The sequence below is a fragment of the Phenylobacterium kunshanense genome (assembly GCF_003254525.1).
Classification (GTDB): Bacteria; Pseudomonadota; Alphaproteobacteria; order Caulobacterales; family Caulobacteraceae; genus Phenylobacterium; species Phenylobacterium kunshanense.
Genome location: NZ_QFYS01000005.1, coordinates 31,711 through 51,831, shown reverse-complemented (window position 1 = coordinate 51,831; position 20,121 = coordinate 31,711). Strand labels below are relative to the sequence as shown.

General features: G+C 69.0%; 21 protein-coding genes. 9 read left to right on the top strand and 12 right to left on the bottom strand.

Annotation, left to right across the window (positions count from 1 at the left end; genetic code table 11):
• Positions 1–4: 4 nt before the first annotated feature.
• Both DJ019_RS12130 and DJ019_RS12125 read right to left on the bottom strand, forming a co-directional pair.
• Positions 5–1,222 carry a CoA transferase gene (locus DJ019_RS12130; RefSeq protein WP_111276307.1) on the bottom strand — a complete coding sequence of 406 codons (1,218 nt, stop codon included), beginning with the start codon at positions 1,220–1,222 and terminating at the stop codon, positions 5–7.
• A 59-nt stretch (positions 1,223–1,281) separates the two neighbouring features.
• Entirely contained in the window at positions 1,282–2,211 is a 930-nt protein-coding gene (locus tag DJ019_RS12125; RefSeq protein ID WP_111276306.1) for an aldo/keto reductase, read from the bottom strand.
• 184 nt (positions 2,212–2,395) lie between these two features.
• Between DJ019_RS12125 and cpaB the strand changes: the two genes are divergently transcribed.
• The 7 genes from cpaB to DJ019_RS12090 all read left to right on the top strand — a co-directional run bounded on the left by cpaB (position 2,396) and on the right by DJ019_RS12090 (position 9,713).
• On the top strand, positions 2,396–3,289 hold the full coding sequence (cpaB, locus tag DJ019_RS12120; protein ID WP_111276305.1) for a Flp pilus assembly protein CpaB: 894 nt from the start codon (positions 2,396–2,398) through the stop codon (positions 3,287–3,289).
• A 32-nt stretch (positions 3,290–3,321) separates the two neighbouring features.
• Positions 3,322–4,647 carry a type II and III secretion system protein family protein gene (locus DJ019_RS12115; RefSeq protein ID WP_111276304.1) on the top strand — a complete coding sequence of 442 codons (1,326 nt, stop codon included), beginning with the start codon at positions 3,322–3,324 and terminating at the stop codon, positions 4,645–4,647.
• Positions 4,647–5,819 (top strand): CpaE/TadZ family protein, encoded by a 1,173-nt coding sequence (locus DJ019_RS12110; protein WP_111276303.1) that lies wholly within the window; start codon positions 4,647–4,649, stop codon positions 5,817–5,819. Before DJ019_RS12115 ends, DJ019_RS12110 begins: the two co-directional genes overlap by 1 nt.
• Positions 5,819–7,219, top strand: coding sequence for a TadA family conjugal transfer-associated ATPase (locus DJ019_RS12105; RefSeq protein ID WP_111276302.1), 1,401 nt, complete (start codon positions 5,819–5,821; stop codon positions 7,217–7,219). The genes DJ019_RS12110 and DJ019_RS12105 overlap by 1 nt, the downstream gene beginning before the upstream one ends.
• A gap of 2 nt (positions 7,220–7,221) precedes the next feature.
• Positions 7,222–8,181: a type II secretion system F family protein gene (locus DJ019_RS12100; RefSeq protein WP_111276301.1), complete on the top strand. Its 960-nt coding sequence runs from the start codon at positions 7,222–7,224 to the stop codon at positions 8,179–8,181.
• Between the two features lie 4 nt (positions 8,182–8,185).
• Complete coding sequence (locus tag DJ019_RS12095; protein WP_240606463.1) at positions 8,186–9,160, top strand: type II secretion system F family protein; 975 nt, start codon at positions 8,186–8,188, stop codon at positions 9,158–9,160.
• Positions 9,161–9,233: 73 nt separating this feature from the next.
• Positions 9,234–9,713, top strand: coding sequence for a MarR family winged helix-turn-helix transcriptional regulator (locus DJ019_RS12090; protein WP_111276300.1), 480 nt, complete (start codon positions 9,234–9,236; stop codon positions 9,711–9,713).
• On the opposite strand, the gene DJ019_RS12085 is transcribed toward DJ019_RS12090, so the two are convergent.
• From DJ019_RS12085 to rfbF, 10 genes are all read right to left on the bottom strand, one after another.
• The gene (locus DJ019_RS12085; RefSeq protein WP_111276299.1) at positions 9,710–10,492 is read right to left on the bottom strand and encodes a molybdopterin-binding protein; all 783 of its coding nucleotides are present in this window, start codon (positions 10,490–10,492) and stop codon (positions 9,710–9,712) included. The two genes, DJ019_RS12090 and DJ019_RS12085, sit on opposite strands and share 4 nt — an antisense overlap.
• Positions 10,489–11,331, bottom strand: coding sequence for a cytochrome b/b6 domain-containing protein (locus DJ019_RS12080; protein WP_111276298.1), 843 nt, complete (start codon positions 11,329–11,331; stop codon positions 10,489–10,491). Before DJ019_RS12080 ends, DJ019_RS12085 begins: the two co-directional genes overlap by 4 nt.
• Positions 11,332–11,335: 4 nt before the next feature.
• Positions 11,336–11,938 (bottom strand): hypothetical protein, encoded by a 603-nt coding sequence (locus DJ019_RS12075; protein WP_111276297.1) that lies wholly within the window; start codon positions 11,936–11,938, stop codon positions 11,336–11,338.
• A gap of 106 nt (positions 11,939–12,044) precedes the next feature.
• Entirely contained in the window at positions 12,045–12,698 is a 654-nt protein-coding gene (locus tag DJ019_RS12070) for an LbetaH domain-containing protein (protein ID WP_111276296.1), read from the bottom strand.
• Positions 12,695–13,501 (bottom strand): NAD-dependent epimerase/dehydratase family protein, encoded by an 807-nt coding sequence (locus tag DJ019_RS12065; RefSeq protein ID WP_111276295.1) that lies wholly within the window; start codon positions 13,499–13,501, stop codon positions 12,695–12,697. Before DJ019_RS12065 ends, DJ019_RS12070 begins: the two co-directional genes overlap by 4 nt.
• 3 nt (positions 13,502–13,504) lie before the next feature.
• Positions 13,505–14,566 (bottom strand): FkbM family methyltransferase, encoded by a 1,062-nt coding sequence (locus DJ019_RS12060; protein WP_111276558.1) that lies wholly within the window; start codon positions 14,564–14,566, stop codon positions 13,505–13,507.
• Positions 14,567–14,621: 55 nt separating this feature from the next.
• Entirely contained in the window at positions 14,622–15,152 is a 531-nt protein-coding gene (locus tag DJ019_RS12055) for a dTDP-4-dehydrorhamnose 3,5-epimerase family protein (RefSeq protein ID WP_111276294.1), read from the bottom strand.
• Entirely contained in the window at positions 15,152–16,393 is a 1,242-nt protein-coding gene (locus DJ019_RS12050; protein ID WP_111276293.1) for a class I SAM-dependent methyltransferase, read from the bottom strand. Before DJ019_RS12050 ends, DJ019_RS12055 begins: the two co-directional genes overlap by 1 nt.
• The gene (gene rfbG / locus DJ019_RS12045) at positions 16,390–17,445 is read right to left on the bottom strand and encodes a CDP-glucose 4,6-dehydratase (protein WP_111276557.1); all 1,056 of its coding nucleotides are present in this window, start codon (positions 17,443–17,445) and stop codon (positions 16,390–16,392) included. Before rfbG ends, DJ019_RS12050 begins: the two co-directional genes overlap by 4 nt.
• The gene (rfbF, locus tag DJ019_RS12040; protein ID WP_111276292.1) at positions 17,433–18,200 is read right to left on the bottom strand and encodes a glucose-1-phosphate cytidylyltransferase; all 768 of its coding nucleotides are present in this window, start codon (positions 18,198–18,200) and stop codon (positions 17,433–17,435) included. Before rfbF ends, rfbG begins: the two co-directional genes overlap by 13 nt.
• A 106-nt stretch (positions 18,201–18,306) precedes the next feature.
• Between rfbF and DJ019_RS12035 the strand changes: the two genes are divergently transcribed.
• Both DJ019_RS12035 and DJ019_RS12030 read left to right on the top strand, forming a co-directional pair.
• Positions 18,307–19,050: a sulfotransferase domain-containing protein gene (locus DJ019_RS12035; protein ID WP_111276556.1), complete on the top strand. Its 744-nt coding sequence runs from the start codon at positions 18,307–18,309 to the stop codon at positions 19,048–19,050.
• 40 nt (positions 19,051–19,090) lie between these two features.
• Positions 19,091–20,086, top strand: coding sequence for a M23 family metallopeptidase (locus tag DJ019_RS12030; RefSeq protein ID WP_111276291.1), 996 nt, complete (start codon positions 19,091–19,093; stop codon positions 20,084–20,086).
• Positions 20,087–20,121 lie beyond the last annotated feature (35 nt).

Below are 20,121 nucleotides of genomic sequence, written 5' to 3'. Positions count from 1 at the left end.
GGCCTCACGCAGGGCCGGCGACCACCTTGGCGTCGTGCAGGCGCGCGATCTCACCGCCCGACATCCCGAGCACCTCGGCCAGAACCTCGTCGGTGTGCTGGCCCAGGCGCGGTGCGGGAGCCACCGGCCGACGCACGTCCTGCGGGATGGTGCCCATGGCGCCGGGGGCCGGATACGACAGGCCGCTGGGGTGCTTCACGGTCTCGAACAGCGGGTTGTCCTTGAAGAGCCGCGTGTCGTTCAGCGCCGCGTCGAGCGTCTGGTAGCTGCCCCAGGTGACGCCGCCCGCGTCGAACGCCGGGGTCAGCTCGGCCGCCGTCTTGGCCGCGAAAGCGCGCTCGAACAGCGGATAGAGCCGCTCGCGGTGCGTGAACCGCAGGCCCTCGTCCTTGACGAACGAGACGCCCAGTTCGGCCTCCACGGCCGCCACGCCGGCGCCGATGCCCAGCACGTCCAGCGCCTTCTCCCACTGCTTGGGCGTGATGCAGAGCAACATCAGCTTCACGCCGTCCTTGGTCGTGAAGTCGCGGCCGAAGGCGCCGAAGACGTCGTTGCCCATCCGAGGCCGTTGGTGGCCGGTGAGCATGGTTTCGGCGGTGAAGCCCAGGTTGGCCATGGTCGCCGCGCCGATGTCGCTGAGCGGGGCGCGGATCTCGCGCCCGCCCTGGCCGCGCATCCGGGCGATCAGCGCCGACACCAGCGAGAAGGCGCAGTAGGCGCCGGTCAACAGGTCCCAGGCCGCCAGCACATGGTTCACCGGCCGCTCGTCGCCGACCGGGCCCGTCATCAGCGGCAGGCCCAGCGCCGAATTGATCGTGTAGTCCATGCCCTGGGAGCCGTCGGCCCACCCCATCACGCGGACGCAGATCAGGTCGTCGCGCAGCGCCTTCAGCTTGTCGTACGAGAGGAAGCCGTCGACCGGGAAGTTCGTGACGAAGAGGCCACCGTCCTCGCCGGGCGCCGCCGCCAGCCGCTGGGCGATCTCGCGCCCCTCGGGCCGGCCCAGGTCGAGGGCGACCGACTTCTTGGCCTTGTTCAGCCCCTCCCAGTAGAGGCTCATGCCATTCTCGGCGAGCGGCCACCGGCGGAAGTCCGGGCCGCCGCCGATGTTGTCGAACCGGATCACCTCGGCCCCGAACTGGGCGAGGTAGAGGCCGCATGTGGGCGCAGCCACGAAGGCCGAGCCTTCCACGACCCGCAGGCCCTTCAACAGATCGTACATGGGTCCTCCAACCGGCTCGGATGGCGCCTCATCGCAGGCTTACGCTCCGTCCGCCAAGGTCAGCGGACGAGAGCGGTCACCTCCGCCACCTCGTCAGCCGTCAGCACCCAGCTCGCCGTGGCGGCGTTGGCCCGAACCTGATCCGGCGTGGTGGCGCCCGCGATCACCGACGAGACGACGCGGTGGCCCAGCAGCCAGGCGAAGGCGAGGTCCAGGATCGTGTGGCCGCGCTCCCGCGCCCAGGCGTCCAGGGCCTCGACCCTGTCGAAGTTGGCGTCGTTCATGGCCGCCTGCCCCCGCGCGCCCCAGGCGGCGAGGCGGGAGTCGTTCGGCGGCGGCTCGCCCCGGCGGTACTTGCCCGACAGCAGGCCCGAAGCCAGCGGGAAGAACGGCAGGAAGCCGAGACCGAAGTGCTCGCAGGCCGGCAGGATCTCGCGCTCCACGTCGCGCTCCAGCAGCGAGTAAAGATTCTGCGCCGAGACGAACCGGCTCTGCCCCGCGGCGGTCCAGTCGGCATCGGCGATCTGCCAGCCCTCGTAGTTCGAGCAGCCGATGTAGCGGACCTTGCCCTGGGTCACGAGGTCGTCGAGGGCGCGCAGGGTCTCATCGACCGGCGTGTCCGGGTCTGGGCGGTGGTGCTGGTAGAGGTCGATGTAGTCGGTGCCCAGCCGGCGCAGGCTGTCCTCGACCGCCTGCATGATCCAGCGGCGGGAGCCGCCGCTCCGCTTCGGATCCTCCTGGACGCGCATGCCGAACTTGGTGGCCAGCACCACCTCGTGCCGACGCTTGCCCAGGGCCTTGCCGAGGAACACCTCCGACTGCGTTCCCCCATAGATGTCGGCAGTGTCGAACAGCGTGACGCCCGCATCGATGGCCGCGTTTACCACGGCGTCGGTCTGGCCCGCGTCGATCCGCATGCCGAAGTTGTTGCAGCCCAGGCCAACGACACTGACCTTCAGGCCCGAATTCCCCAGCCTGCGCACCTTCATCCGGCGATCTCCCACTTTGTGTTCTTGAGGCGGAAGCCTAACCGCACGACCTCGCGCCATGCCAGCACGTAACCGCGATCTTCAGAAAGGTTGGCGCGGCGTTCACCTCGTTCGTTCGGGATATCTCAAGCCGGCCATCGTTAACGTCGCCCGATAACAAGAGAACTGTTGGTCGGGTGACACCATGCGGCTCGTTACTATCGTCAGCCTGGCGGCCTCAGCCGTCCTCGGTCTCGGAGCGCTCTTCGTCGCCAAGATCGCGCTGCCGAACGCCGCCTCGGCGAAGGCCCCAGCGACGATCGAGGCCCAGGGCGAACCTCTCGTCGTGGCCTCCCGCGCCATCAAGTACGGCGAGAAGCTGAACGCCGGCATGCTGAAGGTGATCAAGGTTCCGAAGAGCGCGGTGCCGGCAGGCGCCTTCACGACCGTTCCGCAGGCCCTGGCCGCGGACGAGGGCGCGCCGCCCGTGGCGCTGACCCCGATCGCCCAGCACGAAGCCCTGCTGCCGACCAAGATCTCTGGTCCCGGCGCTCGCCCGACCGTCGCCGCCGAGATCGCAGAGGGCATGCGCGCCTACACCCTGAAGGTCGACGATGCGAGCGGCGTGGGCGGCCACGCCCTGCCGGGCGACCGTGTGGACGTGGTGCTCATGCGCGACCTCACGCCCGACGGGCCGCAGCGGAACTTCATCTCCTATGTCGTCGTCCAGAACGCGCGCGTGCTGGGTGTCGACCTCAACGCCGACCCCACGTCCGAGAAGCCGTCCAGCCCCAACACCGCCACCCTGGAGGTATCGGTGGAGGACGCTCAGAAGCTCTCGGTGGCCACGACCCTGGGCCAGGTCTCGCTCGCCCTTCGCCGGAACGGCCAGGCCGACATCGCCTCGGCCCCGCCGGTGCGGACGGGGGATTTCCTGTCCGGTGGCGGCGCTGCACGAGGCGGCCCGCGCGCCGTCTCGCGCGGCCCCGCCGCCAGCTCCGGCATCCTGATCATCGAGGGCGAATCCGTGAAGCGGGAACGTGCCTCCAGGGCCGCGAAGGTCACCGTTTCAAGCAAGCCCGCCGCGGACGCCGCGTGAGGCCCGTGCAAAGCATCTCCAGGCCCAGACCCATGACCATCATGTCCCGCACCCTGGTGAGCGCGCTCCTGTGCGCGTCCGTCGTCACCGCAGGCTTCGCGACCGCCGCTCCGGCGACGGCCCAGACCCTCGCCAGCGAACAGGCCCTTCGCCGGACCATCTACGTGCCGCGCGACAAGTCACTGTCGTACCGCCTTGGTCAGCAGGCCTCAAAGATCGTCGTCGCCCAGCCCGAGATCGCCAAGGTGACGGCCACCTCGGACTCCAGCTTCTACGTACAGGGGATCGAGTTCGGCTCCACAAACCTGCTGGTCTACGGCGCGGGCGGGCGGCTCCAGGAAGTGATCGACATCCGCGTGGGTTTCGACGCCGCCAGCCTGCAGCACGATCTCTCCAACGCCTATCCGGGCGAACCCATCGTCGTGCGGAACCTCGGGGAATCCCTGATGCTGAGCGGCGAGGTCTCCAACAGCGGGGTGCAGCGCCGCGCCGAGGAGATCGCCCAGCGCTATGCCCCCGACTCGGTGATCTCCCGCCTGTCGGTCCGCGACGCCCAGCAGGTCGTTCTGGAGGTGCGCGTTCTCGAGGCCACCCGCTCGGCGCTCCAGGACGTCGGGTTCTCCGCGATCATCGCGAACAACTCGTTCAGTTTCGCCACCGGTAACGGCCTCATCGGCGCCAGCCCGCCGAGCGGCCTGCTCCAGCTCTTCGGCGGCTCCGGCAACACGGCCATCGACACGGCCCTGGGCGCGCTGGAGGAAAAGGGCGTGATCCGCACCCTGGCGCGGCCGAACCTCGTGGCCATTTCCGGCCAGAAGGCCAACTTCCATGCCGGCGGCGAGTATCCCTATCCGGTGCCCCAGCGCGATGGCCTGGTCAGCCTGGAGTTCCGTAAGTACGGCGTCGAACTCATCTTCACGCCACTGGTGCTGGACAACGGCATGATCCGCCTGGAGGTGGAGCCGAAGGTCAGCCAGCTCGATTTCACCAACTCGCTGCGGGTCTCGGGTTTCACCGTTCCGGGCCTCATCATCCGCCAGACGAAAACGACGGTGGAGCTGCGGGGCGGCGAGTCGCTGTCGGTGGGCGGTCTGTTCCAGCGCGACTACTCCAACGCCCTCCGCCAGATCCCCGGCGCCGGCAGCGTGCCGATCCTGGGCGCCCTCTTCCGGTCCAGCCGCTGGAAGCAGGCGGAAACCGAACTGATCGTCGTCGTCACGCCGCGGTTCACGACGCCGGACGACAAGGTCAAGGCCGCGGCGACGGTATCGCCGCCGGGCAAGGAACCCTCGGCCGCCGCCCTGATCTTCAACGGCCAGTCGCTCGACCGCCCCCTGACCCGCGAGGATGGACGCTGATGGCCAGCTCTGAAGTTCTCCGCGGCCGCCGCATCCTGGCCCTCGGCGCGGACCTCGCGCCCCTGACCGACGGGCCGCTCGCCGGCGCGATCGTGCAACCCGGCTCGATCGACCAGCTCGGCGGACTCGCGCCCGGGGCGACCGATCTCGTCGTGATCGACGCCGACGCCTGGGACGCCTCAGCGCTGGCGGTCGCCGTCAAGGCGCTGTCGTCGCTGAAGGCCTGCCCGCCAGTGCTTCTGGTGGGAGAAACGCTCCCCGCTGGCCTCGTCAGGAACGTCCTGCGCCTTCCGGCCACGGACATCCTCGAGGCGCCTTACTCGCCCGAACAGCTGGCCGCCGCCCTGCTCACCCTGCTCGCCGAGGCGCAGCCTGCGCCAGCACAGGCCAGCGGTGATTCCCGCTGCTGGGGCGTCACCGGCGCCGTCGGCGGATCGGGCGCGACCACCATCGCCATCGAGATCGCCCACGCCCTGGCCGTCCGCTCCGGCAAGGACCGCGCGGTCTGCTTCGTGGACCTGAACCTCGCCGACGGCGCGGCCGCCGCCTACCTGGGCGCCCAGCCGACCGCCCGGCTCGCCGACCTCGGCCAGGCGGCCGATCGTATCGACGCGGCCATGCTGAACGCCTTCGTCACCCCGGTTTCCAAGGGGCTCGACCTGATCGCCGGCGTGCGCGATCCCACGGCGTTCGACGCCGTCAGCCGCGAAGCCGTCCTGCGGATGCTCGAGGTCGCCTGCGAGAGCTACGACTGGGTGATCCTCGACATTCCGCGGCATCGCCGGTCCTGGACGCTGGAAGCTCTGGCCGGCTGCGACGAGGTGCTTGTCATCTCCGAGCTCACCGTCCCCGCCCTCCTGGCCGCCCGCTCGCATGCCGACGAGATCGAGGACGCCCTGGGCGCCAGCCTCCGCCCGCGGATCGTGCTGAACCGGCTCGCCAGCCGGATGTTCGGCCCGGCGCCCTCGATGACCGAGGCCGAGAAGGCCCTGCAACGCAAGGCCGAGGCTGGCGTCAGCTCCGATTGGGAGGCCGCCGCAGCGTCGGCGAACCTGGGCGGCCCCATCGCCCAGCACCGTCCAAAGTCCAAGATCGTCAAGGACGTGCAAACCCTGGTCGAGCGGCTCGCCGCCCAGCCGGCGCGCCGAGACGCCCCGCCGAAGGCCGCCTGATGGCCCGGTTCAGTCTCGCGCGTTCGGCTCCCGCCCCGGCCCCGCAGCCAGCGCCTCAGCCCCAGGCCGCCGCACCCGCGCCTGCCGCCCCCGCACCGAAACCCGAGCCCAAGGCCAAGGGACCGCCGCGGGACGCGAACCTCGACCTGCGCCTGCGGCTCCACGCGCGGCTGATCGACGAACTCGACCTCTCCAAGCTCGACAAGCTGGAAGAGAGTGAGCTGCGCCGTCAGGTCCTGGGCCAGGTGACCCAGTTCGCCCAGGCCGAGCGCATGGCGCTCAACACCAAGGAGCTCGCCGAGCTCGGCGCCTCGATCTACGACGAAATGGTCGGCCTCGGCCCCATTGAGCCTCTCCTCAAGGACGAGTCGATCAACGACATCCTGATCAACGGCCCGTTCCAGGTCTATGTGGAGCGCCGCGGCGAACTCGAGCTGACGCCAATCCGTTTCCGCGACAACGACCACCTGCTGCGGATCGTCCAGCGGATCGTCGCCGGCGTCGGCCGCCGGATCGACGAGAGCCAGCCCATGGTCGACGCCCGCCTGCCGGACGGCAGCCGGGTGAACGCCGCGATCCCGCCGATCGCCATCGACGGCTGCTCGGTCTCCATCCGCAAGTTCTCCAAGAAGCCGCTGACGCTGGAGAAGCTGGTCGAGTTCGGCGCCATGACCCAGTCGATGGCCGATTTCCTGTGGGGCGCCTCTCGCGCCCGGGTGTCGACGGTGATCTCGGGCGGCACGGGCTCGGGCAAGACGACCCTTCTCAACGCGCTCTCCTCCGCCATCAGCGAGGGCGAGCGCCTGATCACCATCGAGGACGCCGCCGAGCTGCAGCTCCAGCAGCCCCACGTGGTGCGGATGGAGACCCGCCCGCCGAACATCGAGGGCAAGGGCGAAATCCGCCAGCGGGAGCTGGTGAAAAACGCCCTGCGGATGCGTCCCGACCGCGTGATCCTGGGCGAGGTCCGTTCGGAAGAAGCCTTCGACATGCTGCAGGCCATGAACACGGGCCACGAAGGCTCCATGGCCACCATCCACTCCAACAATCCGCGCGAAGCCATCAGCCGTCTGGAGCAGATGGTCGCCATGGGCGGCATGAACATCGGCCCTGAAGCGGTGCGCTACCAGATCGCGGCCGCCGTGGGCCTGGTCGTGCAGGTCAACCGCCTGTCTGACGGCAAGCGCAAGGTCACCCACGTGACCGAGATCGTCGGGATGGAAGGCAATGTCGTGCAGATGCAGGACATCTTCCTGTTCAACCGCACCCACACCGATCCCGACGGCACGGTGCACGGCGAGCATCGCGCGACGGGCCTTCGCCCGCGCTGCCTCGACGAGATGCTGCGGCGGGGCATCCCCTACGACACCTCCAACTTCGATCCGAACAAGGTGCTCTGACCATGGAGATCGACGCCAAGCTGATCGTCATGGTGATGATCGGGGCCGCCGTCTTCGCCGGCGTGCAGGGCCTGGTGGGCGTCTTGTCGGTCGCGACCCAGAAGCGGCAGGTAAATCGCCGCCTGAAGGTGGGCGAGAAGGTGGAAGGCATCTCCGCCCTGGTCGTCGAGCTGCGCAAACAGCGGGGGCTCACGGCCGCTGGCGGACGGTCGGAAAGGCTGCGCTGGCTGTCGGACATGATCGTGGCCTCAGGGCTGCCCTACGATCAGAGAAAGTGGCTCACCTACATCGGACTCGCCGCGGCGATCGGTGCGGTGGGCGTCTTCTTCCTCCTGAAGAATCCCCTCGGCCTTCTCGGCGGCGCCGTGCTGGGCGGCGTGATCGTTCCGCTGGGCGTGCTGAAGTGGAAGGCCAAGCAGCGCGCCACCGCGCTCGGCTTCCAGCTTCCCCAGGCGCTGGACATCATCGTCCGATCGCTGGAGGCCGGGCACCCGGTGCCGGCCGCGGTGGCCCTGGTGGGGCGTGAGATGTCCGACCCTATCGGCACCGAGTTCGGCATGTCGGCCGACGAGATCGCCTATGGCGCCACCCTGGAGCAGGCGGTCGAGCGCATGGCCGAACGCTGCCAGCATCCCGACGTGGACCTTTTCGCCGCTACGGTCCGCCTACAGGAGCGAACGGGCGGCAACCTGACGGGCCTGCTGAAGCTCAACGCCAACACCGTCCGCGAGCGGCACAAGATGCGGCTGAAGATCAAGGCCGCCTCGTCCGAGGGGCGCGCCTCGGCCATGATCCTGACCGCAGCGCCGTTCCTGGCGATCGGCATGATCGTGCTGATCTCTCCCAAATTCTACGGCGACGTCATCGACGAGCCGATGGTGAAGTACGGCCTTGCCGGCCTCGGCTTCTGGATTTTCCTCGGCAACATGATCATGCGGCGCATGATCGACATGCGGCTCTGACGCCATGCCCATCGAGACCATCATCTACATCGCGGGACTCGTCCTGACGCTCGGCGCCCTCGGAGGCCTTGCCTGGCTGGCCGTCGGCGAGCTACGCGTCCGCGCGCTGCGGCGCAGCCGCCTGGCCGGGGCCGGGATGGCGGGCGGTATCGGCGGGCGCTCCCCGGGCCTGGTCGACAAGCCGGGTGGGGCGCTGACCGACCAGGTGCTGTCCGCCGTGCGGCGGCTTGGCCAGCAGAGCGCCGTACGGGACCCGGCCAAGGTCTCTCTGCTTCGATCGCGGTTGATGCAGGCCGGCTTCTACAACCGCGAGGCGCCCGTCATCTTCCTGGGCGTCAAGGCCGCCGCCCTCGCTACGGCGACGTTGGCGATCATCCTCATCCTGCCGATGATGATCGGGCAGAAGGGCGGCAACCTCGGCGCGCTGGCGCTTGCGGTAGGCGTCTCGCTGGCCGCCCTCTACGGCCCCGACGTGGTGCTCAAGAACCGCAAGACCACTCGCGAGCGCGAGTACGCCGAAGGCTTTCCTGACCTCCTCGACCTGCTGGTTGCTTCGGTCGAGGCGGGCCTGTCGCTCGACGCCGCCGTCACGCGCGTCACCGAGGAGCTGGAGCGTCGCTACCCGAACCTGACGGTCCATCTGCGCTTCCTGGTGCTCGAGCTTCGCGCCGGCCGCGCGCGGAAAGACGCGTGGTCCGCCTTCGCCGACCGCCTGGGGATCGACGACGCCCGCGCCCTGGCCACGATGCTCCGCCAGGCGGAGGAAATGGGCACCAGCCTCGGGGAGACGCTCTCGGTCTTCTCCACGGACATGCGCGCCAAGCGGATGCTCCGCGCCGAGGAAAAGGCTCTGGGACTCTCGGCCAAGCTGACCGTGCCCCTGATCCTGTTCATCTTCCCCGCGCTGCTGGGCGCGCTGATGTTGCCCGCCGCCGCCCGCCTGGTGAAGGTGTTCGCCAACGGTACGCCGGGCGGGTGATCGCCGGCTTGCGCGCCGCCCCGTTCCGGCTCCACAAGGAAACGTCGACGTCGGGGGGCAGGAGAGCGATCGCATGACGGAAGGCGCGCCCGAGAGCGGCGAACTGGCGCGACCGAATCCGCTCGCCCTCGATCTGCAGCTCTGCTTCTCGCTCTATACCGCATCCAATCTGATGACCCGGCTGTACCGGCCGCTGCTGCAGCCACTCGGCCTGACCTATCTCCAGTACCTGGCGATGCTGGTCCTCTGGGAACAGTCGCCGCAGACGGTTGGCGATCTGGGCCATCGGCTCGGGCTCGACTCGGGCACCCTGACCCCGCTCTTCAAACGGATGGAGCAGGCCGGCTTGATCAGCCGCACCCGCGATCCGGCCGACGAGCGACGGGTGATCGTCGCCCTCACGGACGCTGGGCTCGCCTTGAAGGCCAGGGCGGCAGAGGTCCCAGGCGCAATCTTCTGCCAGCTGCCCGGCCCACTGGAAGATCTCGTGGATCTCAAGGCCGCCGTTGACCGCCTGGTCGGCGCGCTCCGGGCGGACATCCGCGACGGCTAGATGCCGGCGTACCACTGGTACCCGCGGTCCTCCCAGTAGCCGCCGCGGCCACGGCCCAGACCCTCGAAGCTGTCGATGAGCTCGATGCGCATGACGTACTTGGCCATCTTGTAGCCGAGCTGCCGCTCGAGCCTCAGTCGGATCGGGGCGCCGTGCGCCACCGGCAGGGGCGCGTCGTTCATGTCGTAGGCGAGGATCGTCTGCGGGTGATAAGCGTCCACCAGATCGATGGTCTCGTAGTAGTCGCCCGAGCCGTCCAGGGTCAGCTCCAGGGTGTCGGCGCAGAAGAAGGCGACGTAGCGCGCCTCCCGCTTCACCTTCGCCCGGTCGAGCAACGGCCCCAGCCTCGCCCCGCGCCACTTGGCGATACAGCTCCACCCTTCCACGCAGTCATGGCGGGTGATCTGGGTCCGGGTCGGCGCCGCCCGCAGATCCGCCAGAGAGAGCGACAGCGGCCGCTCGACCAGGCCCCCGATGTCGAGCCGCCAGTCCTGGAATCCGGTCGTGACGAGCGCCTGATACTCGTCGCTGTCCGGGGCCGTCGTGCCGTTCGGGCGGAAGTCCCGGGAGATGGCCTGGGGCGGATACTCCCGGGCCAAGGCCATGCGGTCGACGAGCAGCCGTTGGGCCCTGCGGGTCACGCCTTCGCCCACCGCCAGGGCGCGGTTCACCTGGGGCGAGGCGCTGATGCGCTCGCATCCGGCCAGACCGACGCCCAGCGCCCCGGTGGCCGCACCGCCGATGAGGCCCCGGCGGTTCAGGTCGTCCCGGCGCATCATGCCGACTCCTGCTTCTTCTCGATGCGATACCAGCCGGTGATGATCGCGCGCAGCTCGCGAACGGGTCCCGCGGCCAGCACCATGGCGAGATGGACCACCACGAAGCCGACCAGCGCCAGCATGGTGAGGAAGTGGACGGTGCGCGCCGACTGGCGGCCGCCGAACATGTCGCCAAGCCAGGGCGCAGCGGCATGGACTGTCGGCGACATGGCGAGGCCGGACGCCAGCATGATCGGAAGCGCGCCGGCGATGACGCCGAGGTAGGCCAACTTCTGCAGCCCGTTGTAGTGGCGCGCGGCCTCGCCGTGGGGAAACCGCAGGCGCAGATGCTCGACGATCGACCGTCCCAGGCCGCCCAGGTCCTCCCTGGTCGGAAGAAGCTGCGCACGCAATCGACCGCTGAGCATCCCGTGCGTAAGATAGACGGCCCCGTTCGCCACGAGCAGCCAGGCGAATGCGAAATGCCAGGCGCGCCCCGCGCCCAGGTCCGCGTAAGGCGGCAGAGTGAGCCAGGCCGGCATCGCGCGCGCCTCCCACGATCCGTCAGCCCCCCGCGAGGCGCCGAGGACGCCCGTGGTATCGAAGCTGCCCCCCAGCGCCTGAAGCCGGCCCGTCATCGTCCCATCGGCGTTCAGGTCCGAGCGGATGGCCGCCACCGGGCTCTCGAAGTGCGAGGTTTCCCCCCAGTACAGGGCGGGATGGGCGTTGAAGATCTGCAACCCGCTGGTCAGCAGGACCAGCAGGCACGCCGCGTTCAGGACGTGGGCGATGCGCACGACCCAGGGGTGGCGGTAGACTTCCAGCGCCCCCGCCCTTCGCCGTTCGGGCAAACCCGCCATCGGATCACATCGGGGGCTTGGAGCCGTTCACGCCCACGGCGACGCTGCCCGCGATCTGGCCGCCGGCCGGCTTCGGAAAGGCGACCAGGAAGACCGGCACGCCCTTCCGGACGAGGCCGCGCTCTCCGTTGTTGATCTGCACGACCGGGACCTTGGCGGGCACCACGATGCGCCGCGTGCCGGTCGAATAGCTGACCTGCAGTTCGCGTCCCTTGGCGCCGGCGGTCACCTTGCCGACCGTGCCGTTGGTCATCATCGAGCCCTTGCGGAGGTTCCAGGCGTAGTGGCCCTCGCCCACCTTCACGCCCGGGGGGAAGACGTGAACCTCCAGGGACCGTCCGGACCCATCCTCCTGCGGCATCTCGGCGGTGCCGATGAAGCTGCCCTCCCGGATCTCGGTCACGGCGATCGGCTTCGTCACCTGGACGGTCCAGTCCGGAGTGAGGTCCACGGCGCGTGGACCTGCCTTCGTCTTCACGACGATCTTGCGGGCGTCGATGCTGGTCACCGTCCCGCGGATCGGCTCGGGGGCCGGGGCGGCGGGCGGGGCCGCCTGTGCGGTGGTGGCGACAAACGTCGCGGCAAGCGCGATGGCGAAGACCTTCATGGCGGCTGAGCTCCTGTTCGCGAGCTAGATCGCGCAAAATTCTATTGTGCGCAATCTAATTGAGGCGCGAAACGCATGGCATCGACTGCCCCGGCGAGCCTCAGGCCTAGAGCCGGAAATATTCCTTGAGCAGGTCGTCTGGCCTGGGCTGGAAGGCTAGGTCCGAACCTCCAGCCCGGAAGGCGATCTTTCCCTCCGGCACCGTCTTGTTCACGGCGCTGACGCCCTGACTGAGCACCGCGTCGTTCCCGATCACCGAGCGGCCGATCACAGCCGTGTTGGGATAGAGGACCACCCGGTCGCCGATGACCGGGATCTGGTCCTTGTGCCGGCCCACCGTCGAGTTCTGGTAGAGCACCAGGTAGTTGCCGTAGGTGGCCTTGGCCAGGACGATCCCCACCGAGTGGCCGATGTAGAACACCGGCGGCATCTGGATCTCGTAGAACAGGTCGATGCCGTTGAAGGCCTTGTTCATCAGGAACAGGCGCGTGGCCGCCGCCGTGTCGCCCGAGCGGGCATAGATCGTGTTCGAGAGGTAGTAGAGGAAGATGCAGTGCTGCGAGGACTGCAGCACGTTGAACTGGTCGGGCCGCCAGGGCGCGCAGGCGTTGATGCAGACGTGCATCCGCTCCAGCGCCTCGTCGAGGTGGGCGTCGACGGCCTTGCGGAACGCGTCCTCGCGCCCATCGGGCACAATGTGCGCGCACTGGGCGGTGAGGTAGGCGACGAGGCTGTCGCGGGTGTGGTCCAGCAGCTTCACCGGGTCAGCCCCTCCAGATACACACGCACCACATCCTTCACCGGCCGGGCCCGGACGCCAAGCGCGGCCAGCCGCTCGACGCTGGCGTTCGGCGGCGGCGGCGGGTCGGCGGTCCCGGTGAAGCGGACGCTCCAGCCGGCGGCCTCGAAGACGCGCGCTATGTCGGCATTGGTGACCAGCTCGCCGCTGGCCACGTTGTAGGCCTGCGACCGTCCGTCGGCGATCGCGACTAGGGCCGTGACGGTGTCGTCGAGGTGGATGTAGTCGCGGGCGATGTTCGGGCTGGACTCCAGGGTCAGCTCGCGGCCGCCGCGCGCCGCGATCAGCCACTCCGACAGGAACCCCGGCGCGCTGTCGCTCCAATCGAAGACGTTGGAGAGCCGCGCCACCGCGCCGCGTCCGCCCGTGCGCGCCAGGGTCAGGTTCTCGCCGAGGGCCTTGGATAGGTCATAGACCCGTCGAGGATCCGCGGGATCGAACACCAGCGGCTCGGCCTCGTGGGCCTCGGCTTTCCGCTGCCCGTCGTAGAGCCGCGTTGAAGAGCAATAGACCAGCCGCTCGAAGCGCCCAGCGCGGATCACCTCGCTGACCAGGCTGGCGTGCGCCTCCACGGTGTCGAACGGCCGGCGGTCATAGTCGGCGGTGAGGCCCGCGCAGTAGAAGACCACGCCCAGATCCCGGGTCAGAAGCTCGGGATCCCCCTTGGCTGGCGCCCAGACGTCCCAGCCGGTCTCGCGCAGACGCGCCGCAAGGCGGGCGCCGACGAAGCCGGCAGCGCCGACGACGGTGGCCTTGCGCCCCAAGCCTCAGAGCCCCCCGACGGGATGATGCAGCTTCGGATCCTTGTGGCGAAGGTACTTGGGGCTGACGTCCCGGACGATGCTGTATCCGGGGCCGTCGAACACCGAAGGGTCCTTCACCGCCACCATGTTGAAGCCGTGCGGCGGCCCTTCGAGGTAGACGGCGTCCACCGGGATCAGCTCCACCGGCCTGCCCGCGAGATCGTAGTTCGAGTTGAAGTCGCGCAGGGCGAAGACGGTGTAGCCGCGGTCGGTCAGCAGCTTCACGATCTCGGTATTCTCAAGCCCGTTCGACCAGTCGACGTAGTGCCGATGCACTTCGAACAGGATCGCCGGCGCTTCGCCCTTCGGCGCCGATAGGAACGCCTCCGCACCCTTCAGAGCCCCCAGCTCGGCGCCCTCGATGTCGAGAACGATGAGGTCCAGGCGATCCACCCCCGCGGCCTTCAGATAGTCGGCGATCGTCACGGTCTTGAACGTGTCGTCGCCCGCTTCCGCCACCTCGGCGTTGGCGAAGCTGTCATAGCCGACCAGCTTCAGGTTCGTGGTGGAGTCGTGCCACAGCCCCTCCGGCCGCGGCTTGATGTTGGAGAGGCCGTTCAGCTCGGCGTTCCGCATCAGCATGCCGCGCTGCTGGGTGTTCGGCTCGAAGGCATGCACGACGCCGCCGTCGCCGGCGATCGCCCGCGCGATCAGGACGGCATGATCGCCGAAATAGGCGCCGCCGATGACGACGTTCTTCGCCCCCTTGGCGAGGTCCACCAGGATGCGGCTGGTCTGCGGCTCCCAGGCGTGGTCCGGCGCCTCGGGCGTCGACATCACGAAGTCGCGGGCGATCTTCGAGCGGTACAGGAACTCGAAGGTTACGCCGGTGGAGAGGGTCTTGCGGACCACCTGGTCGTCGTCGAACAGCGCGTCGACAAGCGGGCCCGTCAGGTCCTCCCGGACGTCCACGCCCGGCGCCTGGATCTGTCCCTCGAAGGAGACCAACTGACGGATGAACGCTGTCCGCCAGTCGTCCTTGCCACCGATACGCGAGAGCGCTTCGAGCGCCTTGTCCTGAGCCATGAAATCGAAGTCCGTCTGATTGGCCGGCATCTCTAGCAGAGAATGCCGGGGGGCCTCAGCCCCGGTAGTCGGGATAGCCCGCGTCACGGGGCGAGATGAGTTGCGGCGGCTCCGGCCAGGCGATGCCGAACGCCGGATCATCCCACCGCACGCCCGCATCGTGACCCGGACGGTAGCCGGGAGAAATCTGGTAGAGCACGTCGGTATCGGCCTCCAGGGTAAGGAAGCCGTGAGCCACGCCCTCGGGGATGTAGAGCGCCAGCAGGTTGTCGGCGCTCAGTTCCTCGGCGACCCACTGCCGGTGGGTGGGGCTCCCCGGCCGCAGATCCACCGCCACGTCGAAGATCCGGCCACGAGTCACCCGCACCAGCTTGGCTTCGGCGTGCGGCGCGGCCTGGTAGTGCATGCCACGCAGCGTCCCGACATGCGGATTGCACGAGATGCTGGTCTGGACCGGCGCGAAGGGAATGCCCGCCGCCGCGAACTCGTCCGGGCAGTGCAGCCTCGCAAACGCGCCACGCTCATCCTTGTGCGGTTCCGCGGCGACGCGAAACACGCCCGCGATCTTGGTCCTCTGGAAACGCATCAGCTCACCACCCTCGTCTCGGGCGAAGCCACCACGAAACGGCCGCCCCAGTCGGCGATATAGGCAAGCTGGGTCATGATCTCATCCTTCAGGTTCCAGGGCAGGATGAGGACGTAGTCGGGACGGGTCTCGGCCACCTTGTCGGGCGCGAAGACCGGGATATGGCTGCCGGGCAGGTAGCGGCCCTGCTTGGCCGGGTTGGCGTCGTAGGCGCAGACGATGTCGGCGGACGTCGTCCCGCAGTAGTTGAGGAAGGTGTTGCCCTTCGCCGCCGCCCCGTAGGCGGCGATCACCTTGGCCTCGTCCTTCGCCTCGGAGAGGAAGGCGCGGAAGCTGTCGCGCACGGCCTGCACCCGGGCCGTGAACCCGTCGTAGGTCATGGGATTGTGCAAGCCCGCGAGCTCCTCCTCGTGGCGCAGGGCGCGGAGCGCTTCGGTCTCATCATGTCCCGCCGCGCGATGGCAGCAGAAGAGCCGCAGCGAGCCGCCGTGGGTCGGCAGCTTCTCCACGTCGAACACGCGCAGGCCGTGGGCGGCCAGCACCTGCTCCACGCTCAGCAGCGACAGATAGGAATAGTGCTCGTGATAGATCGTATCGAACTGCACGAGCTGGATCAGGTTGAGAAGGTGCGGAAACTCGAAGGTCAGCACGCCTTCGGGCTTCAGCACATGGCGGAAGCCGCCGACGAAGGCGTTCAGGTCCGGCACATGGGCCAGCACGTTGTTGGCGGCCATCAGGTCGGCCCGATCACCCCGTTCGGCCAGCGCCTGGCCCGTCTCGGCGTTGAAGAACACCACGTCGGTCCGGACGCCCTTGGCGCGCGCGGCTTCGGCGGTGTTCGCGGTCGGCTCGATTCCCAGGACCGGCACGCCCCGCGCCAGGAAGTGCTGCAGAAGATAGCCGTCGTTGCTGGCCACCTCGACCACGAGCGAATCCGGGCCAAGGCCGAACCGCTCGATCATCGCATCTGCATAGCGCTTCGCGTGCGCCACCCAACCCGGCGAGAAGGAGGAGAAATAGGCGTACTCGGCGTCGAAGATCGCCTCGGCGGGGACCTCGTGGTCGGCCTGGACCAGGAAGCACTGGTCGCAGACGCGGGTGTGCAGCGGAAACACCGGCTCGTTCCCGGCGGCCAGCTGCTCCGGCGTCAGATAGCTGTTGGCCAGGGGCTGCAGCCCCAGGTCCAGGAAGGTGCGCGACAGCGGCGCGCGGCAGAAGCGGCAGTGGGGCGTCGAACTCATGGGCGCGCTTCGTAGCCTTCGATCTGCTCCAGGCACAAGGCGAGCGCGTCCTCGCCGGCGGCCTGGCGGCGGTACCAGTCCATGGTCAGGCCCACTGCCTCCGGCGCTTCGATGCGGCTTTCGAAGCCGAGCGCGGACTTGGCGAGACCGGCGTCGATGGCCAACGACTTCGCCTCCAGGGAGTTCGGGTCCGGCTCATGGCGCCACGGTTGGCCGCCGAGCGCCTCGACGCCGAGCGTGGCCAGTTCACCGACGGTGACCTCGGCGCCGCCGGGCTTCGGACCGAAATTGAGCGCGCGAGGGGCGTCGGGCCGGGTCGCCAGAGCCTCGAGATGGGCGAAGTAGCCGGCCAGGCAGTCAAGCACATGCTGCCAGGGCCGCGTGGCCTCGGGATGACGCAGGACAACGCTCTCGCCCGCGCGGACCGCACGCACGATGTCGGCCACCAGCCGGTCGCGGGAGAAGTCTCCGCCCCCTATGACGTTGCCGCCCCGCGACGTGCCGACCGGGACGGACGGGAAGAAGCTCCTGGCGAAGCTCTGCACCACGATCTCCGTGGCCGCCTTCGACGCCGAATACGGATCCTTGCCGCCCAGGTTGTCGCCCTCGGTGAAAGCGCGACCGCTGTCGTTGTTGGCGTAGACCTTGTCCGAGGTGATCGCGAGCACGGCCATCAGCGCCGGCTGGCGGCGCAGCGCCTGCAGCAGGTGGGCCGCGCCCATGACGTTGGTGGCGAAGGTCCCGATCGGATCCTCCACCGAGGTCCGGACGATCGGCTGCGCGGCCATGTGCAGGACGAGGTCGAACGCCGTGTCTCCCAGCGCCGCGTCCAGGGCCGCAGGATCGCGCAGGTCCACGAAATTCGACCGCGTGCGGTCGGCCACCTTCGCCAGGTCGAACAGCGCCGGCGTCTGGTCGGGCGCGAGCGCGACGCCTGTGACCTCGGCGTCCATGCGGGTCAGCCAGATTGCGGCCCATGAGCCCTTGAAGCCGGTGTGGCCGGTCAGCAGGACGCGCTTGCCGGCCCAGAAGCCGGGGTTCACCGCCGCCACGGCGCCTCGCCCGAGGCCCACAGCCCTTCCAGGATGTTCTTGTCGCGCAGGGTGTCCATGGCGGCCCAGAAGCCGTCGTGACGGTAGGCCATGAGCTCGCCATCGGCGGCGAGGCTCTCCAGCGGCTCACGCTCCCAGATCGTCGGATCGCCGTCGATCCGACCGATGACCGAGGGGTTCAGCACGAAGAAGCCCCCGTTGATCAGGCCTTGGTCGCCCGGCGGCTTCTCGACGAACCGGTCCACCCGACCGTCGTTGATCTCCAGCGCCCCGAACCGCCCCGGCGGCGCGACGGCGGTGATCGTCGCCTCCTTGCCGTGGGCCTTGTGGAAGTCGAGCAGCGCGCCGAGGTCGACATCGGAGACCCCGTCGCCATAGGTCATGAAGAACGGCTCGTTCGAATCGAGGTGCCCCGCCACCCGCTTCAGGCGCCCGCCGGTCATGGTGGCCTCGCCCGTCTCGACGAGGGTCACGCGCCACGGCTCATGGTTGCGGGCGTGGTACTCGATCTCGCCCTTCGCCAGGTCGACCGTGAAGTCCGCGTTGTGCAGCACGTAGTTGGCGAAATACTCCTTCACCACATAGCCGCGGTAGCCCAGGCAGACGACGAAGTCGTTGAATCCATAGTGCGAATACAGCCGCATGATGTGCCAGAGGATCGGCCGCCCACCGACCTCGATCATGGGCTTGGGCTTGAACTGGCTCTCCTCCGAGATGCGCGTGCCGAGGCCGCCCGCCAGGATCACTGTCTTCATTCGAAAACCTTCTCGGCGCGGGTCGCCCGCGCGTTGCGTCGTCTTAGCCGTTCGCCCGCTGATTCCGAAGCCTTGCGCGATGCGGCGCGGCGCGGGATGGGAAGCCATGGCCACCCCGCCCCGCGTCACCTTCCTCATCGCCGGCGTCCAGAAGGGCGGCACCACGGCCCTGTTCGACTATCTCCAGGACTATCCCGACCTGGCCCTGCCCGGGACGAAGGAACTGCACTTCTTCGATGACGAGGGCCAGGATTGGACGTGTCCGGACTATGACGTCTACCACGCCGCCTTCCCCGAGGTGGCGGGACGGCCGTGCGGTGAAGCTACGCCCATCTACACCTACTGGCCGAACAGCCTGGAGCGCATCCAGGCGTACAACCCCGCCATGAAGCTCATCGTCGTGCTGCGCGATCCTGTGCAGCGCGCGTGGTCGCACTGGCGGATGGAGTACGCCCGCGGCGTCGAGACCCGGCCCTTCGCCTGGTGCATCCGGGAGGGGCGCCAGCGCCTGTTCGAGGCCGACCCTTGGGGCCACCATCGCGAGTTCAGCTACGTCGAGCGCGGCTTCTACGGCGAGCAGATGGAACGCCTCTTGGGTCTGTTCGCGCGGGACCAGGTGCTGGTGCTCCGCTCGGACGAGCTGCGAGCAGATCCGGCGCCGGCCCTGGCGGGGGTTCGGGACTTCCTCGGCCTGCCGCCGGCCCCTCCGCCGCCCTCGCGCGAGGTGCATGTCGGACGCGAGATGGACTATCCCTCCGACCTCACGGCCGCCGACATCGATCACCTGCGGCGGATCTATGCCCACGACGCCGAGCGGCTCAAGGCGCTGACCGGTGTCTGCTTCACTTGAGGCCACAGTTTCGTCCCTGAACGCCGGGAGTCTGCCGCCCATGAAGGTCCCCCTCCTCGCCATTCCGGCGTTCCTGCTGGCCACGGCCCTGACCCCGGTCGCCGGCGCTCAGGTCCCGCCGCCTAGCCTCGGCCTGCCCATCGCCTGCGAGCCGGGCCGGACCTGCGAGGTGCAGCACCACATGGATCGCGACCCGGGCCCCGGCGCCCGGGACTATCGGTGCGGGTCCAAGACCTATGACGGCCACACCGGTCTCGACATCCGCGTGCCCGACATGGCGGCCCAGAGGCGCGGCGTCGCCGTGCTGGCGGCGGCGGCCGGGAAGGTGCTCCGCACGCGTGACGGCGTGCTCGACCGCGTCGTTGGCCAGGGCGGGCTCGACCCGAAGGATCCCCAGGGCTGCGGCAACGCGGTGGTGATCGACCATGGCGGGGGCTGGCTCACCAGCTACTGCCACATGGCGCAGGGCAGCGTGACGGTGAAGCCGGGCGACCCGGTGGCCGCCGGCCAGCCCCTGGGCAAGGTCGGACTCTCTGGCCTGACCGAGTTTCCCCACGTGCACGTGGAGGTGCGGCGAGGCGGCAAGGTCGTGGACCCCTTCGCGCCCGACATGAGCAACCCGGCCGCCTGCAGCGCCCAGGCCGGCCTGTGGAACGCCGCGACGGCCGCCAAGCTCGCCTACAAGGCCGGCGCGATCCTCAACGCCGGCTTTGCCGAGGCGCAGCCGACGATGGTCGACGTGGAGAACGGCGCCGTGAAGCCGTTCAGCGCCGCCTCGCCCTGGCTGATCGTCTACGTGCGCGCGATCACGCTCCTGCCAGGCGACGAGACGGAGCTGGTGCTGAAGGGCGCGGACGGGACCGTGCTGGCCCAGGTACGCCGGCCGCCCCTCGCCCGCTGGCGCGCGCAGGATCTACAGCTCGTCGGCAAGCGGCGGCCCCCGACCGGCTGGGCGCGAGGGACCTATACCGCGGACTACCGCGTCTGGCGTGATGGCAAGGTCGCGCTGAGCCGACGCCTGGAGGTGCGGCTCTGAGTTTTCAGGGACAATCGGAGATGAACGAGACGTGA